15 protein-coding genes and 2 pseudogenes are annotated in these 20,557 nt (G+C 33.6%); 7 read left to right on the top strand and 10 right to left on the bottom strand.

The window, feature by feature from the left end; all coding sequences use genetic code 11:
- Positions 1-107: 107 nt before the first annotated feature.
- From AAE962_RS04045 to AAE962_RS04030, 4 genes are all read right to left on the bottom strand, one after another.
- Positions 108-359, bottom strand: coding sequence for an IS4 family transposase (locus tag AAE962_RS04045; RefSeq protein WP_343288679.1), 252 nt, complete (start codon positions 357-359; stop codon positions 108-110).
- A 105-nt stretch (positions 360-464) separates the two neighbouring features.
- Entirely contained in the window at positions 465-728 is a 264-nt protein-coding gene (locus AAE962_RS04040; RefSeq protein WP_343288678.1) for a hypothetical protein, read from the bottom strand.
- Positions 729-782: 54 nt separating this feature from the next.
- Positions 783-1,136, bottom strand: coding sequence for a hypothetical protein (locus AAE962_RS04035; protein WP_343288677.1), 354 nt, complete (start codon positions 1,134-1,136; stop codon positions 783-785).
- Positions 1,090-1,566: a transposase DNA-binding-containing protein gene (locus tag AAE962_RS04030; protein ID WP_343288676.1), complete on the bottom strand. Its 477-nt coding sequence runs from the start codon at positions 1,564-1,566 to the stop codon at positions 1,090-1,092. The genes AAE962_RS04035 and AAE962_RS04030 overlap by 47 nt, the downstream gene beginning before the upstream one ends.
- 60 nt (positions 1,567-1,626) lie before the next feature.
- On the opposite strand from AAE962_RS04030, the pseudogene AAE962_RS04025 reads away from it, so the two are divergent.
- The 3 genes and pseudogenes from AAE962_RS04025 to AAE962_RS04015 all read left to right on the top strand — a co-directional run.
- Positions 1,627-2,517 (top strand): annotated as a pseudogene (locus AAE962_RS04025) (hypothetical protein); the annotation flags it as partial.
- A gap of 40 nt (positions 2,518-2,557) precedes the next feature.
- On the top strand, positions 2,558-3,154 hold the full coding sequence (locus tag AAE962_RS04020; RefSeq protein WP_343288675.1) for a riboflavin synthase: 597 nt from the start codon (positions 2,558-2,560) through the stop codon (positions 3,152-3,154).
- A gap of 57 nt (positions 3,155-3,211) precedes the next feature.
- Positions 3,212-3,799 (top strand): CvpA family protein, encoded by a 588-nt coding sequence (locus AAE962_RS04015; RefSeq protein ID WP_343288674.1) that lies wholly within the window; start codon positions 3,212-3,214, stop codon positions 3,797-3,799.
- Positions 3,800-3,930: 131 nt separating this feature from the next.
- On the opposite strand, the gene AAE962_RS04010 is transcribed toward AAE962_RS04015, so the two are convergent.
- Entirely contained in the window at positions 3,931-5,256 is a 1,326-nt protein-coding gene (locus AAE962_RS04010; protein ID WP_343288673.1) for a phosphomannomutase/phosphoglucomutase, read from the bottom strand.
- A gap of 129 nt (positions 5,257-5,385) precedes the next feature.
- On the opposite strand from AAE962_RS04010, the pseudogene AAE962_RS04000 reads away from it, so the two are divergent.
- The 4 genes and pseudogenes from AAE962_RS04000 (at position 5,386) to AAE962_RS03985 (ending at position 10,834) form a co-directional block, all read left to right on the top strand.
- A pseudogene (locus AAE962_RS04000) lies at positions 5,386-7,372 on the top strand (hypothetical protein).
- Between the two features lie 190 nt (positions 7,373-7,562).
- Positions 7,563-9,110 (top strand): hypothetical protein, encoded by a 1,548-nt coding sequence (locus tag AAE962_RS03995; RefSeq protein ID WP_343288670.1) that lies wholly within the window; start codon positions 7,563-7,565, stop codon positions 9,108-9,110.
- Positions 9,111-9,344: 234 nt separating this feature from the next.
- Positions 9,345-10,052 (top strand): uroporphyrinogen-III synthase, encoded by a 708-nt coding sequence (locus tag AAE962_RS03990; RefSeq protein WP_343288669.1) that lies wholly within the window; start codon positions 9,345-9,347, stop codon positions 10,050-10,052.
- Entirely contained in the window at positions 10,052-10,834 is a 783-nt protein-coding gene (locus AAE962_RS03985; RefSeq protein ID WP_343288668.1) for an exodeoxyribonuclease III, read from the top strand. Before AAE962_RS03990 ends, AAE962_RS03985 begins: the two co-directional genes overlap by 1 nt.
- Positions 10,835-10,871: 37 nt before the next feature.
- Here AAE962_RS03985 and AAE962_RS03980 read toward each other — a convergent pair whose 3' ends face one another.
- From AAE962_RS03980 to AAE962_RS03960, 5 genes are all read right to left on the bottom strand, one after another.
- Positions 10,872-11,795, bottom strand: coding sequence for a hypothetical protein (locus AAE962_RS03980; protein WP_343288667.1), 924 nt, complete (start codon positions 11,793-11,795; stop codon positions 10,872-10,874).
- A gap of 599 nt (positions 11,796-12,394) precedes the next feature.
- Entirely contained in the window at positions 12,395-14,923 is a 2,529-nt protein-coding gene (gene polA / locus AAE962_RS03975) for a DNA polymerase I (protein ID WP_343288666.1), read from the bottom strand.
- A gap of 102 nt (positions 14,924-15,025) precedes the next feature.
- Positions 15,026-16,492 (bottom strand): Asp-tRNA(Asn)/Glu-tRNA(Gln) amidotransferase subunit GatA, encoded by a 1,467-nt coding sequence (gene gatA, locus AAE962_RS03970; protein WP_343288665.1) that lies wholly within the window; start codon positions 16,490-16,492, stop codon positions 15,026-15,028.
- Positions 16,493-16,681: 189 nt separating this feature from the next.
- Complete coding sequence (gyrB, locus tag AAE962_RS03965; protein WP_343288664.1) at positions 16,682-19,054, bottom strand: DNA topoisomerase (ATP-hydrolyzing) subunit B; 2,373 nt, start codon at positions 19,052-19,054, stop codon at positions 16,682-16,684.
- A gap of 218 nt (positions 19,055-19,272) precedes the next feature.
- Positions 19,273-20,505 (bottom strand): hypothetical protein, encoded by a 1,233-nt coding sequence (locus AAE962_RS03960; protein WP_343288663.1) that lies wholly within the window; start codon positions 20,503-20,505, stop codon positions 19,273-19,275.
- Between the last annotated feature and the right edge of the window lie 52 nt (positions 20,506-20,557).

Below are 20,557 nucleotides of genomic sequence, written 5' to 3'. Positions count from 1 at the left end.
AACTTGACCCTTATGCTTTTTTGAATATTTCACTTTATTAATTAATATATAAAATAGCTTTTTCTTATTTCCTTTCTTCCTTACGCCACTTCTTCTTAACCTCACTTTTACCCACAATTTTGAGAGGTCATGATGTGAAGCATAACTATGCTCTCCTTAAGATTTTCATAGCCCCGCCATAGAGTCATAGCCCCTGGTAAATTATCACTTTTTCTATTCATAAATCCACCTAATTTTCCTAACCAAATAATAGCTTGTTTTATTTTTGGAGGTTCTTCTGGCAATGTAGCTACTTTATGCTCACGTATGAAAAGGGCCTTCCACTCTTCATTGCTTAAAATTTTAGTACAGGTTTCCATGGGATTTGATAAAGCGACTTTTGTTAAATATAAAATTTTAAATGCAATAATGCTCTTTATAGCAATTAATTTCTGTAGCCTTTCCTTTCTAGTTAAACGAGAGCTTTATATTTTACATCCTGATTTTAAAACCCTGAAATACTCCTCAATTTTCCATCTTAGCTTATACCAATTTATCCTTTCTATAGCATCTAAAGTGCTATTAACTGGTACATTAGTCAGCAAAGTCCAATCAATAGCTTCCAATCCTTCAGGAGGATTTGTTTCTTTTGCACTTACCACATATACAGGGATTTTATCACTTATTTTATGCACTGTGTCTTTTGATCCATAAATTGAAGAAGATCTGATAGGTATATAGCCTTTCATATACTTAACTTCAATATTAGCTTTCCTTGATCTTTGGTTTCTATCTTTATTAACTTATAGAGAAATTTTCTTCTTTACTGGCAGTTGAGTGATGCGTGTTTGCAAATCTGTTTTTCCAATTTCAGTACAGATAAATCTTCTATTAGTTCGATTACGGATTACATAAAAACTACCTAATGTCTCAGTGATCCATAAAAATTTGAAGATATCTGCCTCTCTATCACCAAGGGTAACAAGTTGTACATTTGCAGGAAGGTTGTTTATGCTTTCTTTGAGAGCTGTTATCCACTTATAACTTTCTTTTTCTTCTATGGAGGTACGGTATTTCCTGTTTGCTTTTTCTTGTGCCTTTTCTTTTTCCCTAATAGAACGTGCCCAACATTGTTGAGAAGATAGACCTAAAGGCAATCCTTCCTTTGCTGACTATTAAGGCACTGTGCAACAGTAAACCCATTTTATTCTTCGTATAAGCTTTAGAAATACTACCTAGCCTCTTGGTTTTTATATGAGAGTCAAAATCCAAATAACTTGTATCTTGAACTGAAAAAACAAACTGATTTCCTTTCATTCTCTCCATAGTTTCTTTGTAATGGGAAGAATAAATTTCCTTATCCTTAAGCTTTTCATTGCTAAATAATCTGTATGCACCCTTAGCTTCTTTCCATCCACTACAGCTTTGATTAATTGATCCAGACGCCTTACCCTCTATACAATATCCTGTTTTAATAAGTCTCTTATTAAGTCTTGTATTTCCTAAATTAACGTGTTTTAACTCTCTTTCCAGCCATTTATCCCCTAAGCCATCAGTATATTGCACATTTGTACTTACTTCACTCATTTTAATCCCAAATTTATTTGGTATCCATTTTACTCACTTTTTTATTTGTGGGTAAAAGTGAGGATAACAGAGGGTAGTATAGGAAATCCAATTCCTCAAGAAGTGGAACGGGATATAGGTCAAACTACTTCGCACACAGATTATTTTAAGGCTAACAGAAAAAAGAAGTCAAAAAAGCAAGCTCAAGAACTATCAGAAGAAGAAAAACAATCTATCATAAAACAAGCTCAAAATGATGCTAGAGTAGCTATGATAGATAACCAGATTGAGCGTAGAGAGAAAAAACTTGATGAAATATTTATTGAAGTGATAAATGGATACAAAAATCAAGATCCAGAAACATTTAGCAATATTTTCAACTCAATATTCAATATTGTTTACTTTCAAGATAAACAATTACATGAGATATTAGAACCAGATGAAATATCAGAAGTGCTAGAGGTACTCAAAAGGCCACAACCTCCTAATAACTCACTTCTAGGTAAAGAATACTTACAAAAGCAAGTATATAGAAAAAAAGTGCAATTACTCAAATTAGTTTCAAGCCAACCTTCTCCACAGCCTAAAAATGTTTCTCATGAAATTTTGCCAAGCAAAGCTGTAGACCATTTACCAAAAACAAATGAAGCTAAAACTCCATTGCCTACTAATATTAGGCTCAAATCACCATTAAAAACTGTATTTTCTTCAAAAGAGACTTATTTTTGTCTATTTTTAGTAGCAGCTTCTATATCAGCACTCTGCCTATGGCACTTGCCGCTGGAAAAAGTGTCAATTTTAAAGGAATTGGTGCCAACAGAAAAAAGGGAAAGTATCGGTCTAACATTAAACATAGGGTTACCAATATTAATTACACTGTGCGTTTTGAACCTGGCTTACTTTCTATATTCTGAATATTCTGTAGAATCTATTGAGCAGATAAGTAAAAAAGATCTTCCTTTGCGCACCTAACAAATAAGATCTTTTGTGATATAATTATTTATTTTATTGCATGTTTAAAGGAATTATCAAAGATATTGGCACTATAACTGATATCACTATCCATCCTAACTCTGATCAAATCTTCCATATTGAGACACAAAATTTATCCTCTATAAACAAAGGAGATTCAATATCCTGCTCAGGAGTGTGTTTAACTGTTGTCAACATAATGAGCAATGTATTCACAGTTCAAGTATCTCAAGAAACCATGAAGGTTTCTAACTTAAATACGTGGAAAACAGGGAAAAAAATAAACCTAGAACAAGCAATGAAACTGAGTGACAGAATTGACGGCCACCTAGTTCAGGGTCATGTTGATGGGATAGCAAGAATTTTAATAATTGAACAAGATTTAGATTCTCATGAAATCAAGCTATCGTGCACACAAGAATTAATTAAATTTGTTGCGAAAAAGGGTTCTGTAACGCTAGATGGAGTTTCCCTTACAGTAAATTCAGTTGTCGATCAAGAATTCACTGTGAATATCATTCCCTATACATGGAAAAACACAACTTTTCAGCATAATAAAACAGGTAATTACCTAAATTTAGAAGTTGATATGATTGCTCGGTACTTAGACCAGCTGATAAAATATCAACACAATTAATTTTACAACCTTGTTATTTACAACTATTATATCTTGAAAATCATATAGATACAAAATATGTTTTTCGATAGCCTAATTATTTTTATTATTGTCTTGTGTGTAATAATATCAATAACTAGAGGTTTTATAAAAGAGCTATGTGCATTAATGTTCTTGCTCTTATCAGTCTTTTTGACAGCTAGTTACTATGATTTTTTTATTATAAATTATAGTAAGTATTTTGACTCTAAAGTTACACAAAACATACTTTCTACAATCTCTGTATTTATCATACTTAATCTTACATTCATGACAATGAATAACTGGCTAATGTACATATTATCACCTATAAGGTTGGGATTAATGGATAGAGTTACTGGAATGTTTGTCGGAGCACTTAGAGGAATATTGCTTTCTTATGTACTATTTTTTGCTGTGCACTTATATTGCCACACAGTATACGATAAAAAAGAGGGAGAGTCTAAAATAGAAGCAGAAGACATATTGCCCAATTGGATAATAAATTCACACTCTTATCAGGCTTTATTTGTGACAACAGAAGAAGTAATTAACATGTATGTGCCAGAGTCATTGATACTAAAAATAAAAGAGATCGGTGAGGAAATGGTTGATAAAGAAAAATCTCAAAACAATAAAGAAAAGTGAGTGTTCATTTTCTATAGCTAAATTAGCTTAGACAGCTATTATCCACAGCAATTCGCCATAGGTTACCAATTCCTATGACTAATCAAACAAAACTGCAAACATTGACTAATAAGTAAACCATCAAAAAAAATTTAAATGTATAATTTTAGTTCATCAATGTAATAAAACAAAACTTTTTTAGTGAGTTCAAAATCTTCTAAGGTATTTCCTTCACATCTTGCTGTAATGCAGTTTTGCGTATTTGATACTCTAAGAAGCCACCAACCTTTATTATCGTTTACCTTAATACCATCAAGCTCTGAAAATACAATATTTTTCTTCTTTAGTGTCTCCTTTACTGACTCAATTATTTGAAATTTTTTCTCATCCTTCACTACAATTTTCACTTCATGAGTGATATATAACTTTGGCAAATCTTCAATCATCTCAGATAGGCTGTGGTTTTTCTTAAGTAAAATGTTAATGACTTTAACAGCAGAATATAGTCCATCATCGAAACCCAGCTCAGAAAAGAAAAAATGCCCACTGAGTTCACCGGCAAATTTTGCCCCTTCTTCTACCATCTTTTTCTTAACTAGTGAGTGTCCAGTGGCACAGGTAATTACTTGCCCCCCTAATTTGCTAACGAAATCATGCACTTTCATACTCATTTTTACGTTGGCAATAACTTTGCTTTTTGGGTGTTCCGCCAATACTTCACGTGCAAAAATCATAAACAAGTGATCATTGGAAACAACATTACCTTTATTATCAATCAAGCGTACCCTATCACCATCACCATCAAGTGCAATACCAAGATCACATTTATCTTTCTTGACAATATCTATTAACTGAGCAAGATTTTTCTCTTCTATGGGATCTGGGTCGTGCAGTGGAAACGTTCCATCTATAAAGCTATTGGTTACGATGTGTATATGATCTGGTAAAATCTTTTCAATATACCTTACAATTGTTGGACTATTGCCAAAATCCCAAGCTATTTTTAGTTTTTGTGTAGCGTTATTCTTGAGCGCATTTTTTAATATGTTAACGTACTCACTATATATATTCGTGTTAATTAAGCTTCCAATTTTCGTGCTGTTTTTAATTGTAATGCCTATAATTTCCTTCATTTCTTGATCTGAGTAAACTTTTTTACTACTGAAAAATTTAAAGCCGTTATATTCTCTGGGATTATGAGAAGCAGTGATCATAATCCCAAGATCTGCCTGCATTGTTGCAGCATAGAGCATAGGTGAAGAGCATAGTCCAACCCGTATAACATTTGCACCGGATAAAATTAAACCTCTGATTAATTCTTTTTCTATACTTGGTGAATCTATCCTGCTGTCATAGCCTACACAAACGTTAGCTGCAGTTTGACCAAATTTTCTGCCTATTTCATACCCATCACTGATCTGCAGGTCTCTGCCTACCACACCTCTAATATCGTATTTTCTTATAATAGTATTGTCCATAGTGCACTTCTTGGAGTGGTTAATATATAACATTCCCGTCAAATACTCAAGTTTATTTAACTATAAAATTAGTTGATTTTTTAAGAAAATATGTTAATATTATAATATAGTTCTCTAAAAACAGAAATTATGCTAAAAGAAAACTTATTTATAGCTGAAAATCAAGATTTAGATGTAGATGATCAGAAGAAAAATGATATTTTAAGTTTCATTGAATCTTGCAACAATTTTCAGGATTTTATAAAAAAATTAGAGGAAGAAAACTTAATTTGGTACTTTATTGGTCCTTTACACAAAGATGAGAACATTAAAGAACAGGTAAGTTCAAAGTGGAAAGATGAGTTTCACAAGTTTGAGCAATTAATAAATTGAAACACATAAAAATTTTGAAGAATCTCTACCAGGTGAAAATTTCTTAGTATATACAACAAAAGATAATGACTTTCAAATTAGATTTGAAAATAAAGAAAAACCAATAGAGATTAGCACCCTTTTAAGAGCCAGTGACGAAGGTAAGGTTTATAACCTATCTTTAGGGAAAGATAGTCAAATAACTGCAACCAAAAAAGGCAGCGAAAGGCACTATAATTTTGCTGGTTCAAGCTCATGTGAGATGACCATTAACTGGCAAGCTAAGGATTCTAAAGGCAATAGCATAGATTGTAGCATGACTGTAGAAGTAAATTCTAAGGGCATAAAAAGAGTGATTGGTGAACCAAAATTTGGTGATTTAATTTTCAAAGATTTAGAATCAGAAGAAACAAAAAAGAAAATATTAGAATTAGTAGAACAAAACACAGAAGTTTTTATCAATGGCAAAACTCTACATCAAGCTTGCACTGATACGGGCAAAAGTGTGAACGATCAACAAACACCAGCAGAGGAAACATTTACAAAAGATTCACCACAGTCACCTATACCAAGTAGCAGTGGATATTCTTCTCTTAGTACACCTTCTTCACGCAGAAGTTCTTTTTTCACTGAGAGCGAAATTGGTGATGAAGAGTCTGAAATCACTGATGAATACATTGACGACGGTTACGATAAACAAAAAATGCACAAAGATTATGAGAGAAAGTATGAACAAGAAGGACTAAAAGGAGTAGATGAGACTATAAATGAAATTAACAAACTTGCAGATCAGCGTGACTTCTTGAGGGATGAAGTTAATAAACAACGGCAAGTTATATCTGAAAAAAATCAAAGAATAAAGGAACAAGGTACTTTAATTGAGTCGCTTATGAGTAAAGAGCAATTAAAGAATCAAGAATTAGTTAAGGAATTAAATCAACTGTACAAAAAAAAAGAAGATTTAGAAATAGCAATTCAGCAATCTAGTATAGGTAAAAAGTCTCTTGCAGATGAGATAGAAGGAGTGAAGAAAAATGAGAAAATAGAGAGTTTGAGAGAAGAAATTAAGCAGAAGGATGAAAAGATACAGCAGATAGTAAGAGAGAGCCAGAAATTAGAAGGAAAGCTTCAATATTTAAGGGCAAAGTATTCGGAAGTAAAAAACGAAGATAGTGAGTATATTGAAAATTTAACCCGTAAACTAAAACAAGCTGAGATTAAATTTATCGATAATAAAGATAAGCTGACTAAGCAAATAGAAAAATTGGCAGAAGAAAAGGAAAATTTATTTAGACAATTAAGAGCAAAAAGTACAGATTCAACATCGTTCAGAAAGCAACAATCAGAAATAGATAAGCTTAAACAACAGCTTAAGGAAAAGGAAGGGATGTTAACGTGTACAGGGGAAGAGCTGGCATCTGTCAAAGAGAGTCTAGAGCAACTGCAGAACATATTACAGCAGGAAAAAGGTCAGGCAACTCAAACTGAAGTTGAATATGAAAGTAGAGGAATCCAGGCAAGTGATCACGAAACTACAGTTCCTAAAACACAAGACCAAGGTACACAGGCTAAAAATGTAGGAGTTGATGCATCATCTTCAACAGATCAAAAAGAGACTAGAGGAATGGAAGTTCAAACTGACGTGGAAATGAGTGATCTCCGTGATCTATATGATAAAGAAGGCAAATATGTCAGAACAGAACTATCAGATCCAAACACAGTTCCTGCTAAGGCTACGGAAAAATCTACCCCTTTAGGATTATGAGTTTTTACTTCAACTATAGCTAATCCAAACGAAACATCATACCGCAACAATCACTAATTTTCTGTGCTTTCAAAAAAACACATCAAGCAAAATCATTTAAAAGCAAGTGGACATTGTTAGGTGAATTAACCCTAACTTAAGAATCATGTATATACAATATTAGTATGTTTAATTAATAGTGAGGTTAAAAATGTCACCTAGTGAAATAAAATCTAACTCACGTCCTGTTGAAGCTCAACAAGATAATTTTGGTGTTAGTACAATTATGCAAGATTCATTAAGTGCAGATATTGTTCATGATTCTAAAAAACTAAAGGAAAGAATTACTGACTTGTTAAAAGGAGATACAGAATTCTCTAAAATGAAGCAAGGAGATAAGGCTCTTGTAGTAGGTACAGCAAGTGGATTATTTACAGCAGTGCTACCACTTTTGGCAGTTGGTGCAACACTTGCTATACCAGGTGCTATAGTTGGTCTTACTTTATTTTTCGCTGTGAAAGTTGCTGTAAAAGCAGTTCTATCTGGATATAAAGGACTCAAATGGTCAGCAGAAAAAACAGTTGAAGGAGCGAAGCATATTGGCAGAAAAATTAAGGATGGTGCTGTATATGCCAAGAATTCGGTAAAAGAAACTGCAAGTTCTGTAAAACAGGCAACACAAGAGAGAGCTAGCTCTACATTAAGAAAAATGGGGGATAACATTCAAAACCTTGGAAGGAAGATGAGTGATAGTGGTGCAAGCATGTCTAGTTTAGATGGCATCGCATATTCAATAGGTAATGAAGATCAAACTGTTATTTTGAAAACAAAAGAAAAAACGAGAAGTTTTAATAGTGTAAAGGAAATGTTTGTCAAGGAAGTTTTTGAAGACAAAGGTGTGAATAGCTCTGCTTTAACTAGGAAAATATTTTCTAAGCTGGGGGAAAAAATATTAGAGAAAGCTTATTCTGTTGATGGTCAACACAGTGCCAAAAAGGACCAGTTGATCAACCGATTGAAGCAGCAAATAGATTTTATCAATAAATTAGATGCTAAGAAGTTGCAACATTTGTTAGCTAAAGATAATAGCAGCCTATATGAAATTTTCTCTGAACATCATGATGAGATTAAGGAAGTTATTAAAGAATGCAAGGAAAAGCATACTCGTTTTAATACTTTAGAAAGGCTTAATAAGTTAGCAAAAAGGCATAAAGCAAGTTCTATGAATTCACTGGAAAATAGCTTATCAGGAAGTAGTTCAATGAATTCTTTAAGTAGTTACAGCACTACTAGCAGCGAAGCGGAGTTGTTAAACCCTAGTGAGCACAAGGAAGTAAAAGCATCTACTTCATTTTGGAGCAAGTTGTCATCATCTCTAAAAGGTGACAAAAAGCCAGAGGAAGCTACTTATATAAGATATCAAGATTATGAGTTGGATCAGATACAATCTGCGGAGATAGGAAATAGCCGTTTTTATGTTTCTCCGGAGAAACCGCCAAGAAGCAATTCAATGGGTTATTTAAGCACTGACAGTACTGCTACAACTTCTAGCTTTGCCAGTTACCGTCGTAATTCTGATAGTGGGTTCAATTCACCAAGTTCTTCTCCGCAACATGGTATGTTCACTGAGAAAAATGGCAAGTTAAAAACCCAAGCTGACTTAAGAAAGACAGGTTCTTTTGACAAATTGGCGGGACCTTCTTCAACAGTAACTGATGAAGTTGATGTAGAGCATAAAGCTCCAAAAGTGAAGATATAGAGAGTAAACAAAACTATCTATCTTCTTAAAAAAGATGTTACTCAGTGAGTAACATCTTTTTTTTATTTGATCAAAAACATTCGCTTGTTTATGATCAATTTTTTATTACTAGGCCAACTATTGAGTTTCTCTTGCCTTTTTCATAGATTACGCAAGAAACTTAAAAAATAAAAGTTTTTATTCAATAATTTGTGTATAAGGGATATTATTTTACTGCTAGTGAAATAAATCAGAATGAAGTATATTTTATTGACAAGGCCTTTATTAGATTCGTTGAGCACAAGAAGCACGCTGAAAAAATATGGATACAAAGTTTTTATAGAGCCAGTATTCACAATAAAGTACTTAAATCCTGATATATCTGCGTATGAATTTGACGTTGTGATATCTACAAGTAAAAACAGTGTAAAGGCTTTCAGTCAAATATGTAAAGAGGATGGCTTTCCAATTATTACGGTTGGTAATTCAACTATGCAGGCTGCAAAAAATTTGGGATTTTCCGATATAATCTCAGCAGACAGCAACGTTGATGGTCTGATATCATTCATAAAAGCTCATTATTCAAATGCAATAAAGTTCTTATATATAAGGGGACAAGAAGTATCATGTGACCTAAAAAAAAGATTATCTGAAGAAGGTTTTAACGTAAGAGAAGTTGTACTCTATAAAACAATTACTAAAAGGAGTCTAACTAATAGGTGTAAAAATTTACTATTGGATGGTAAAATTGATAGTGTTGCTTTTTTTTCCTCACAGACAGCAAGGGTGTTTTGTTCATTAGTTCTAAAAAGTGGGCTATCTCCTGTGATGAATAATACAGTTGCATATACCATGAGTAAAAACATTGCTGATAGTTTAAAGTTAATCAAGTGGAAAAAAATTATAACATCGAGGTTGCCTACAGGGGAGAGTTTAATTGATATAATTAATAAGGATTGTTGATGCTAAAGATTGGAACTTGGAATGTAAACTCCATACGTAAAAGAATTAACCAACTTTGTAGTTTTATAGTTGATAGTCAGATAGATATAGTTTTGCTGCAAGAGATAAAATGTACAGAAGAGCAATTTCCTTATGCAGAGATAGAAAAGTTAGGATATGAATATGCTGTCTATGGACAGGTTGCAAGAAATGGTGTTTGTGTTTTATCTAAATATCCAATACTGGAAAAATTAAAAATTGATGTTGTAGAGAGTCATCAAGAAGCACGTTATATAGAGTGTGTGATAAAACACACCAATAATAAGGTAAGGGTAGGAAGTGTATACGTTCCAAACGGTCAAAGCCCAGACTCTCATACTTTTGAGTATAAACTCAAGTTTTTTGATAACCTATATGAAAGGATGGGCACTTTGTTGAAAAATGAAGAGTTAACTATTATAGCTGGTGATTATAATGTTGCACTGGATGAAATTGATGTTTTTGATTCAAATTTATTAAATGGCCAAGTGTGCTTTCATATAAAAGAGCGTGAGAAATTAAGAGCGATCTTGAATCTTGGTTTTAAAGATGCATTTAGAATATCTCACCTCAACTTACAACAATTCACTTGGTGGAATTATCAAGGCAATTTACTCAGAAACAATCAAGGAATGCGAATAGATCATATGCTGCTATCGCCACAAGCTGCAGATAAATTGGAAACATGTTACATAGATGATAGGTTGCGTAAACTAGAAAACCCATCTGATCATACTCCCGTTGTATGTGTTATAAAACAATAAAAGACCTATTACACAATTCACCTTTGGCAAATAGGTCTTAATTGACTGCTGTCTTTTCTGTGCTTTTGGCTGGCTGATCTATAGTAATTTTTCCATCAAGCATAGTAAGCTGCTCACCCCATTTATTTCCCACCTGAGAAGCTTGTTTCGGAGTAGGTTGTTTTTTACTCCCGTCAGCAATTGTTTCAAGAGGTCTTTCAATTGGGGTTTTTAAAATATCATCAATGCCATTGCGAATTTTTTCATTCAATTTTTCTCTCTTTTCTATATCATCTTTATCTGGTGAGCTAGGGTCATATAAAGTACCTGGCCTATTATTTGAAAAAAGAACTTCAATTCCTCCCTTTACAGCAAATATTGTACCAATAACAGCAGAAATTATCGCAAGTGTAATAGGACCAAAAATTAATATTGAAGCAATGGAAAAAAGAATAGGAAAAAAAACTTTACGTAAGAACTTTGTTACCATCTCTTCATCACTAAGTAGTGGTTTATCCTCTTCTTCCTTAACATCTAAAACTTTTCCAAGACCTGGTATTTTTTCTAATAATCCTCTTCCAGGTATTTTACGCTTAACAAAATCAACAACCCAATCCCTAGCTTCTGTACCACGTACATCATCTAAGCATCCTTCTACTATTTGCTTTACTTTAATATCTTCCTCTATAGCCAATTTTTTCTCTCTAACTTCTTTAAATATAGAAAGTAAAAACTGACAAAAATTCTCTTCACTGAGTGGTCTTATCTTTTCTGGATTGACATTAGTTAGTAGTATCTTCTTGTAAGCTAATATAAAATAATCAGTTATTCCTTTGCTCTCCTTTAATTTGGCTTTAACTTCTAATACTTTCACAAAGTAATCGTAAATTTCCTTATGTTCCTTCTTGAAGAGCATTTCATTTTGCCCGGTCACCTGAGTAGATGATTCTAAAGGCTTATTTTTTGCTTTTGGAACTGTCATAACTGATCTATCCGTACTAACCTATGCTTTAATTATAGCATATTTTCGCATTAATTCAAATTTCTTAGAACCTGTCTTGAAAGAGAAAAAAAGAAAAGAATAAAGCAAGAAATAGAAAAGTAACAAATGATAAGGGAATGTAAAAAATTGCTTCCATATATTTTAAATCTGATTATAATTACAGTTAGAGATATTTTAAGAGCTCAAAATCTATCTTTGTCTGCAGACTTTTCAGTCAAACTTTTAATCAAAAAGCGTAGCGTATCTTCTTCAGTGTATAAACGTATACTTAATCTCTGTCGTATGTGCGCTGCACTTTTTTCTAATCTTTTTCACACAGGGGGATTTTATGTCCATAATTCCAGATATTTGACCTTTACTTTAGCTAAAAACCAATAGGCGCCTATTGCTAGCTAAAATAAAATTTATATAGAAAAATCACTATTTACTGAAAACGGGGCAAGAAAGCTGCTAATATCACATAATTTTAGGTAAACGTTGTTTGCTTAACGTGCTCTCCTTACTTCAAGAACTCTTTAATATGACTATGCTTGTTAATTAAGTCCTTTCAAGACAGGTTCTTAGGGTATACGGTATAATTAAGAAAAGCCCCAGTTGTCGCTAATTTTTATTTCTACTTCAAGTGGTATAGAGATTTCTATCGCATTTTCCATTACGTCTTTCATAAGTTTTGCTGTTTCTTGTACCTTGTCGTCCTCTACTTCAACTAGTAGCTCATCGTGGACTTGGAGGATTATTTTACCTAACTTTAACTGATCAAAAAGCCGAATCATCGCGCGTTTTATTATATCAGCGGCAGTTCCCTGAAGTGGTGCATTTATTGCTGCCCTTTCTGCAAATTGTCTTAGATAAGGAATTTTATTGTTTATGTCTCTTACAAAACATCTTCTACCAAACAAAGTCTCTACATAACCATGATTTCTCGCGATAGATACTGCTTTTTCCATATAGACCTTTATTTCTGGGTAACAAGAAAAATAGTAATTAATGTATTCAGCAGCCTCTTGAAAGGTAATTCCAAGTCGCTTTGCAAGGCCAAATGGACTAATTCCATATATAATTCCAAAATTAATGGTTTTTGCTTTGCGTCTTAATTGCTCATCTATTTCTTGCACTCCAAAAACTTGTCTTGCGGTAATATCATGAATATCTTCCCTATTTGCAAAAGCTTCTTTAAATGCCGCAACATCTGCCACATGTGCCAGGAGTCTTAATTCTATTTGCGAATAGTCAGCAGAAATTATCTTGCACCCTTTTGGCACAATAAAGGCTTGCCTGATAAGACTACCTTCTTCGCTTCTGATAGGAATATTTTGTAAATTAGGATTGCTAGAGCTCAGCCTTCCAGTTGCAGTCACAGTGATTGAAAAGCTTGTATGTATCCTACCATCAAGCGGATCAACCTGTTTTATTAACGCATCAGTGTAAGTAACCTTTAATTTACTTGAATGTCGCCAACTTAAAATTTTACCTGCAATTTCTACTCCTTCCTCTTCAAGCGCCTCTAGAACTTCAGAGTTTGTGCTATAAGACCCAGATTTTGACTTTTTCTTTTTACTTATCTCCATTTTATTAAATAAAACATCACTTAATTGTTTTGGCGATGCAATGTTGAATTTTTCTCCTGCTAAATTATGTATATCGTTTTCAAGTACAGCAATTAGCTGCTCAAACTTATCAGACAATTCCTGTAGTTTTTGAATATTGAGCAGTATTCCATTTTGCTCCATATCAAATATTACTTTCATTAGAGGCTTGTCAAAGCGCTCGTAAATCGTAAAAAGTTTTTCCTGAAATAATCTTTGTGTCAGTTTCTCATGGATCGCTATTAAAGTTTTTGCCGAGAAAGTTTCTACATTTTCACTTAAATTGTGTGAAACTATGTTTGGAATACTATGATCATGCTTACCTGTGTCAAGGCTGTATGACATGATCATCAAGTCATCAATTGAGTCTAGCACTCTCTCTATTGTAGGAAATATTTCTCTGATCTTTCTAATATCATGTATTATTTTAAGCACCCCATTTGAAAATAAAGTTGAATTTATTATAGTGAGTGCATCTTGTAGACAGTTTTGATCTATGTAGAAAATATTATCTTCACTGCAAGATAAGGAGATTTTGTTTAACGCGTTGTTTTCAAAGTGGCAATGAATTGCAATTTTGCCTTCATATCTGCAATGCTCCAAAAATTTTTCTAATTCTTCACCGCTATATTCTGTTTTCTCTTTTGTGCTAGATCCACTATAAGAAAAAAGCTTTTCTACTTTTCCTATCAATGAATTAAATTCATATTTCTTCAAAAAGGATAACAATTTTTCCATATTTGGAGGATAGACTTCATATTTTGCAATATCATGTTGAAGGTCTACTTTTTCGTATAGTGATAAAAGTTCTCTTGAAATAAGTGCTTTTTCCTTATGCTCAGTAAGAATATTACGAACTCTTGTTTGCTCGATGTTATTGATGTTTTCTATAATGTTATCCAACGAATCAAATTCATCTAGTAATTTAGCTGCAGTCTTTGGGCCTATTCCTGGGACGCCTGGAATGTTGTCAGATGCATCTCCAGTTAGAGAAAATAAGTCAAGAAGCTTGTGTGAGTTTACACCAAATTTTTCTATTACTTGTTTTTCATCTATATATATATTTTTAATGGGATCGAATATTAAAATATTGTGGTTCAAGAGTTGAAATAAGTCTTTATCTGATGAGACTACTACTACTTTAAAGTCTTCGTGGTTGGCATATTTTGCAGCTAGTGTTGCAATTATGTCATCTGCTTCATAGCCTTCAATCTCTTCATAGCTGAAGTTAAAAGCTTCCACTGCTTCTCTCAGTATTGTAAATTGTGGAATTAGATCCTCAGGAGGCGTTACTCTGTTTGCTTTATACTCAGAATATAAATCGTGCCTAAAATTTTTTTTGCCAGAGTCAAATGCTATAGTTAAGTAGTCCGAGTGGACAATGTATTTAAGAACCATATTCAGAAAACCATATACAGCACCTATTGGAATACCAGTTGTGGTAGTTAAATGATGCAAAACATAATAAGCTCTGAAAAGAAAACCGTAACCATCAATGATCGTGAAAGTCTTTTCTTTCATTTTAGATATTTGAGTGTGCCTTTGATAATCTATTATTTAGCTACAAAAATCAAGTTCTTGCTTCCTATAGCTAAAATGCTATAGTTACTATAAGAAGGCATATTACATAAGATAGTTAATTATTCTGCCACAATTTTGCTCTATCACACTTGCCATATTTAATATTCCAGCTTCATCGTAATAATTTCCAATTACTTGCAAGGCAAGCGGTAAGCCCTCATTGGAGAGTCCAACAGGAATAGAGATAGCAGGCAATCCAGCCAAGCTTGCCGGCACCGTAAACACATCATTAATGCACATAATTAATGGATCTGGCTTTTCATTCAAGCCGAAAGCTTCTGTTGGAGCAGATGGAACAAGTATGTAATCTATTTTTTCAAATGCTTTTATAAAATCATTTCTGATTAATGCCCTAATGCACTGTGCTTTTTCATAATACTCATTGTAATGACCTGAAGAAAGCGCATAAGCACCAATTAAAATTCTCCTTTTCACTTCTTTACCAAAACCTTCTGCTCTTGTTAGCGAATACATTTCTTCAAGAGTATCAGCATCAACCCTGAATCCGTAACGTACACCATCATAGCGAGCAAGATTAGATGAAGTTTCAGCAGAACAAATTAGATAGTAAAACGGTACCGCATATTTAGTATGAGGCAGAGTAATGTCAACAACTTCAGCACCATTTTCTTTTAAATTAGAAGAAACTTTTTCCCAATAATGAACGATTTCTTCTGAAATCCCATCCATTCTATATTCTCTTGGTATACCAATGCGCTTACCCTTGATATCACCATTTATAAGATTAGAAAATTTAGGCACTGGTTTTTCGCTCGATGTTGAGTCTTTTTCATCATAGCCGCAAATTGTTTCCAGCATTAACGCTGAATCAGAAACGGAACGAGTAATTACTCCTGCTTGATCAAGAGAGCTCGCAAATGCAATCATACCAAAACGCGAACACCTTCCATAAGTTGGCTTTATTCCCACTAATCCGCAATAAGCTGCTGGTTGACGTACAGACCCACCAGTATCGCTTCCTAATGCTCCAGCGCATAAAAACCCAGCAACTGATGCTGCAGATCCACCGGAAGATCCACCAGGAACAACTTTTTCTCCGTCACTTTTTCTAATCCATACATTTTCAACAGGACCAAAATAGCTATTTATGTTAGCAGAGCCCATAGCAAATTCATCCATGTTAAGTTTACCGAGCATGGCTGCTCCACTTTTTAAAAGCAAATTAGATACCGTAGATTCATAAGTCGGGATGAAATTTTCCAGCATTTTTGAGCATGCTGTTGTTTTTATTCCTTTCGTGCAGAATAAATCTTTAACACCAACTGGTATGCCCATAAGTGGTGAGATATCATCTTTTTGTTTTAAGAAATGTTCATCTGCTATTTTAGCAGCTTTTATTGCGATTTCTGGAGTCTTTGTTATAAACGCATTTAGCTGTTCACTTTCAACTGCGTTGACATGTGCCCCCACAAGCTCAACAGCAGAGAAATCTCCTTGCCTAAGTCCATCATGCATCTCTGTAATACTTAGCTTTCTTAATTCATTCATCCATTAATATTCAATTTAGCGAGGCATTAATTGTAACAACAATACGGCAGAAAATCTATATATTTATGATCGAAAACGGGAATACAACCGAGATCAATTCAGATTTCTTAAATGGATTGGTTAGTAGTACGTTTTAAATAGCCGGTTTGGCACACAATGCTGAGCCATAAGGGTTTAGCATTTCTAAAATCAAATATCAACATCATGCACGTTAAGTGCATTGTTATTTATAAAGTCACGACGTGGTTCAACTATATCACCCATTAGCACCGAGAATATGCCATCTGCTTCCTCACAATCTTTTATTTCAACTTTTAGCAGAGTTCTAGTTTCTGGATTGAGTGTAGTTTCCCAAAGCTGATCAGCATTCATTTCACCAAGGCCTTTAAATCTCTGCAGAGTTAAACCTTTTTTACCATAATCCATCACTATTTTTGCGAGTGCACTCGGAGACTTTATTTTTATTTCAGTTTCTTGCGACTGTAAAAATGAATCACCATCAAATAAGTCAATTATGTTATCAAGAGAACTCAATATATTCCGTATTTCTTTACTTTCAAGCATACTAAGCGAGAATACATATTTGTCTGCTAACCCTTGAAACAATTTAGCAATGTGAATTTCCTCATCTTTTACTTCTACTTCCCAATTATATTCACTATACATCAATTTTAAATATTTTAATATCTCATCAGCAGACAATAGAGCATTCTTTTTGCTTAAAATTAGCAGTGATTCTAAGAGATTTTGTGGTATTTCCCTATCATAATTTTTGCTAATGTTTGAAATACTGATGCACTTATTCAAAACGAAACGCAAGTCTTTGCCTACACCATTTAATGTTAATCTTTTAATCGCTGAATTTACTATATACTCTTCAAAAGTTTCATCATCTTTGATATAAGTATCTTTAGCATTTTTTGTAACTTTATAGAGCGGCGGCTGCGCTATGTATAAATATCCTTTCTCAATTACTTCACGCATATGTCTAAAAAAGAAAGTTAGAATCAAAGTTCTTATATGCGAGCCATCAACATCTGCGTCTGTCATAATGATAATTTTATGATACCTAGTTTTTTCAATATCGAAGTTCTCACTCCCTATTCCAGCCCCAATTGCCGTGATCAGAGAGCCAATTTCTGCAGATGAAAAAATACGATCCATCCCTGCACGTTCTACGTTTAGAATTTTCCCTCTTAAAGCAAGTACCGCCTGTGTTTTACGATTACGTCCCTGCTTTGCAGTACCACCTGCGGAATTACCCTCTACTATAAACAATTCCGATAACTCAGGAACTTTTTCCTGACAATCGGCAAGCTTTCCGGGTAGAGTTGCAATATTAATATTGTTTTTATTTTTAACTAACTCTCGTGCTTTTCTTGCGGCTTCTCTTCCTTTTGCTGACCTAATCGCTCTTTCTACTATACTTGCTGCTAACTTGGGGTCAGTTTCAAGCATTGTACTCAACTTGTCAAAAACTATGCTCTCTACAACTGCCCGCGCTTCAGAACTGACCAATTTATCTTTTGTCTGTGAAGAAAATTTAGGATCAGGCATCTTGAGAGATAAAACACAAGTTAAGCCTTCTCTAACATCTTCTCCAGTCAAATTCACTTTTGCCTTCTTCAAAAAACCTTCATTGTTTGCATAGTTATTGATACATCTGGTTAGTGCAGATCTAAACCCTGCCAAATGCGTACCGCCATCCCGTTGTCTTATATTATTTGTGAAGCATAGCATATTCTCATAGTAGGAATCATTCCACTCCATTGATATTTCTACACTGGTACCTAGATCTTTTACATTATCTCTAATGCTGGCAATTTTAGTAACATGTGTCTTATTCTTGTCTAAGTACCGTACAAAATTAGCTGTACCAAAATTATCTTCAGACTCTTTACTATCGTTAAAATGAGACTTTACATGTGGTTTATTACGGAGATCACACAAAATGATCTCAATATTTGAGTTTAAAAATGCCAATTCTCTGATGCGACTCTCAAGAGTGGAGTAACTAAAATCAATACTACTAAAAGTCCCCGTTGATGGCATAAACGTTACTCTAGTTCCTCTTTTATTTGTGTGTTCATTAATTACCTTTAAAGATTCAACAGACTCACCATCTTCAAAGCGTATGAAATGTTCTTTTTTATTGCGCCAGATGGTTAATTCCAGCCAACTCGATAACGCATTAACAACTGAAATTCCAACACCATGTAATCCTCCGGAAACCTTATAGGTATTGCTGTCAAATTTACCTCCTGCATGTAGTTGGGTCATTATTACTTCTGCTGCTGATATTCCTTCCTCTGCATGAATATCAGTTGGAATGCCACGACCGTTATCGGTTACAGATACTGAGCCATCTTCATTTATGCTAACTTCAATCCTACTGCAATATCCAGCTAAAGACTCATCTATCGCATTATCAACAACCTCATACACCATATGATGCAGGCCCGATCCATCATCAGTGTCACCAATATACATACCTGGACGCTTTCTCACAGCATCAAGACCTCTTAGGATTTTTATTGCGTCAGCGTTGTAGTTACTTTCCATGGAATTGATTTATTTATAAATATTAATTAATATTACATTTGTATGTGCTGATTAGCAACATCTTTAAGTTGAAAGAAGGATCCTTGACATGTAGATAAAATATAATACATCACCTACACGAAGTGGTTTTACATGTTATTTCAATACATAAACTTAAGTTTAAATAATCCAAAACTCTGCTTCATATTTTAAGATAAATGGCTACAATCAAATACAATTTACCTTCTTCTTTCAATTGGACTTTCTAGCTCAACACAGGATAAGTTGCTCATACACTCTTCTAATATTTCATTCTTTTTATCATTGTTTAATCTATTGCTGAACTCTTGACACCTTCTCTCAAGAGCTGAATGCGTAGTCATAATATACCTTACTGTTTCAGATGATAACTCTGGTAACTCGCTACGGATCCTTTCTTGTTCTGTTCCAGAGAAATTGGTGAAATTGGCTCTGGCCATTTCAGGTAATTTTTGTGTGATCGTTTCTTTTATCATTGCTCTAGCCTCTTCTCCATCGAGTGTAATAACCACTGATGGATGTAAACCAGATAAAAACTCAAATAATTTATTGTATGTTCCACCTGCACAACTTTGACCTTGATTACCGTAAGTTGTTGCAGCGTCTACAAGACCTTTTAAAAACATATCTTTTCTGTTTTTTATGTCTTCATCATTCAAATGAGTTCTTTGATTTTCTGTCCCTGTATTTCTATCATTGCAGGCTTTCCAACATAAAATAGCTGCCTGTTTTAGTGTTAACTTACTATGGTTGTATTTAAAATTATCTCCTGTTCTATTGATAAATCTTAAGCATTCAAGTGCATGAGATTTATCGCCTTCTGTAAATTCATTTGACTGTTTGATGTACTCTTCAATTTCGGTTGTGTTGCCTCTATTTAGCTGTACATAGAATTCATCTTTGCTTAAATTCTCTTTATACTTTTCTATGAGTCTATCAACACTCAAGTTTATACTAGCAACTGCACTTGGGTCATGAGTAGTTTGTGCCATAAAAGGAATAGTTGCTAAATCTTGAAAGAAAACATGCCTTTCTTCCTCTGGAATTTGTTGTATTAAATAGTTAAACTGCTGTATTTCTTCAATGAGTGATTTGTTTAGCAACCATAAGCACAATATAGGCAGTACCAAAAACACACAGGAATTAATAATGTGTATAATAAAAAAAATGCTTAATGTTATTCTAATAACATTTTTTGGCCATGCTGATAATCTCTTTTCATTTTCCCTTGGTTTGAAAAAATAATTTAATAATGATAAATATAAAGAGAGCTGTACAAGAAGAAGAAATGAAGGAATCATACTTACTAATAAAACTATATTAATGAATCTTTTAATTTTATTAGTGTTGTTGTAAGCATTTTGCATTCTTTCTATTAAAGCCTGTACTCTATTTCTATTCTGCTGTTGATTATTATTTTGACCTGGAAACATACCAAACATCCCTTTCTAACATTAATATACAATGCTATAGAAAGAATGTAAA

Origin of the sequence: Wolbachia endosymbiont of Encarsia formosa, from assembly GCF_039540065.1 — a bacterium.
Classification (GTDB): Bacteria; Pseudomonadota; Alphaproteobacteria; order Rickettsiales; family Anaplasmataceae; genus Wolbachia.
The sequence above is the reverse complement of the archived record's forward strand: the minus strand, read 5'-3'. Positions and strand labels throughout refer to the sequence as shown.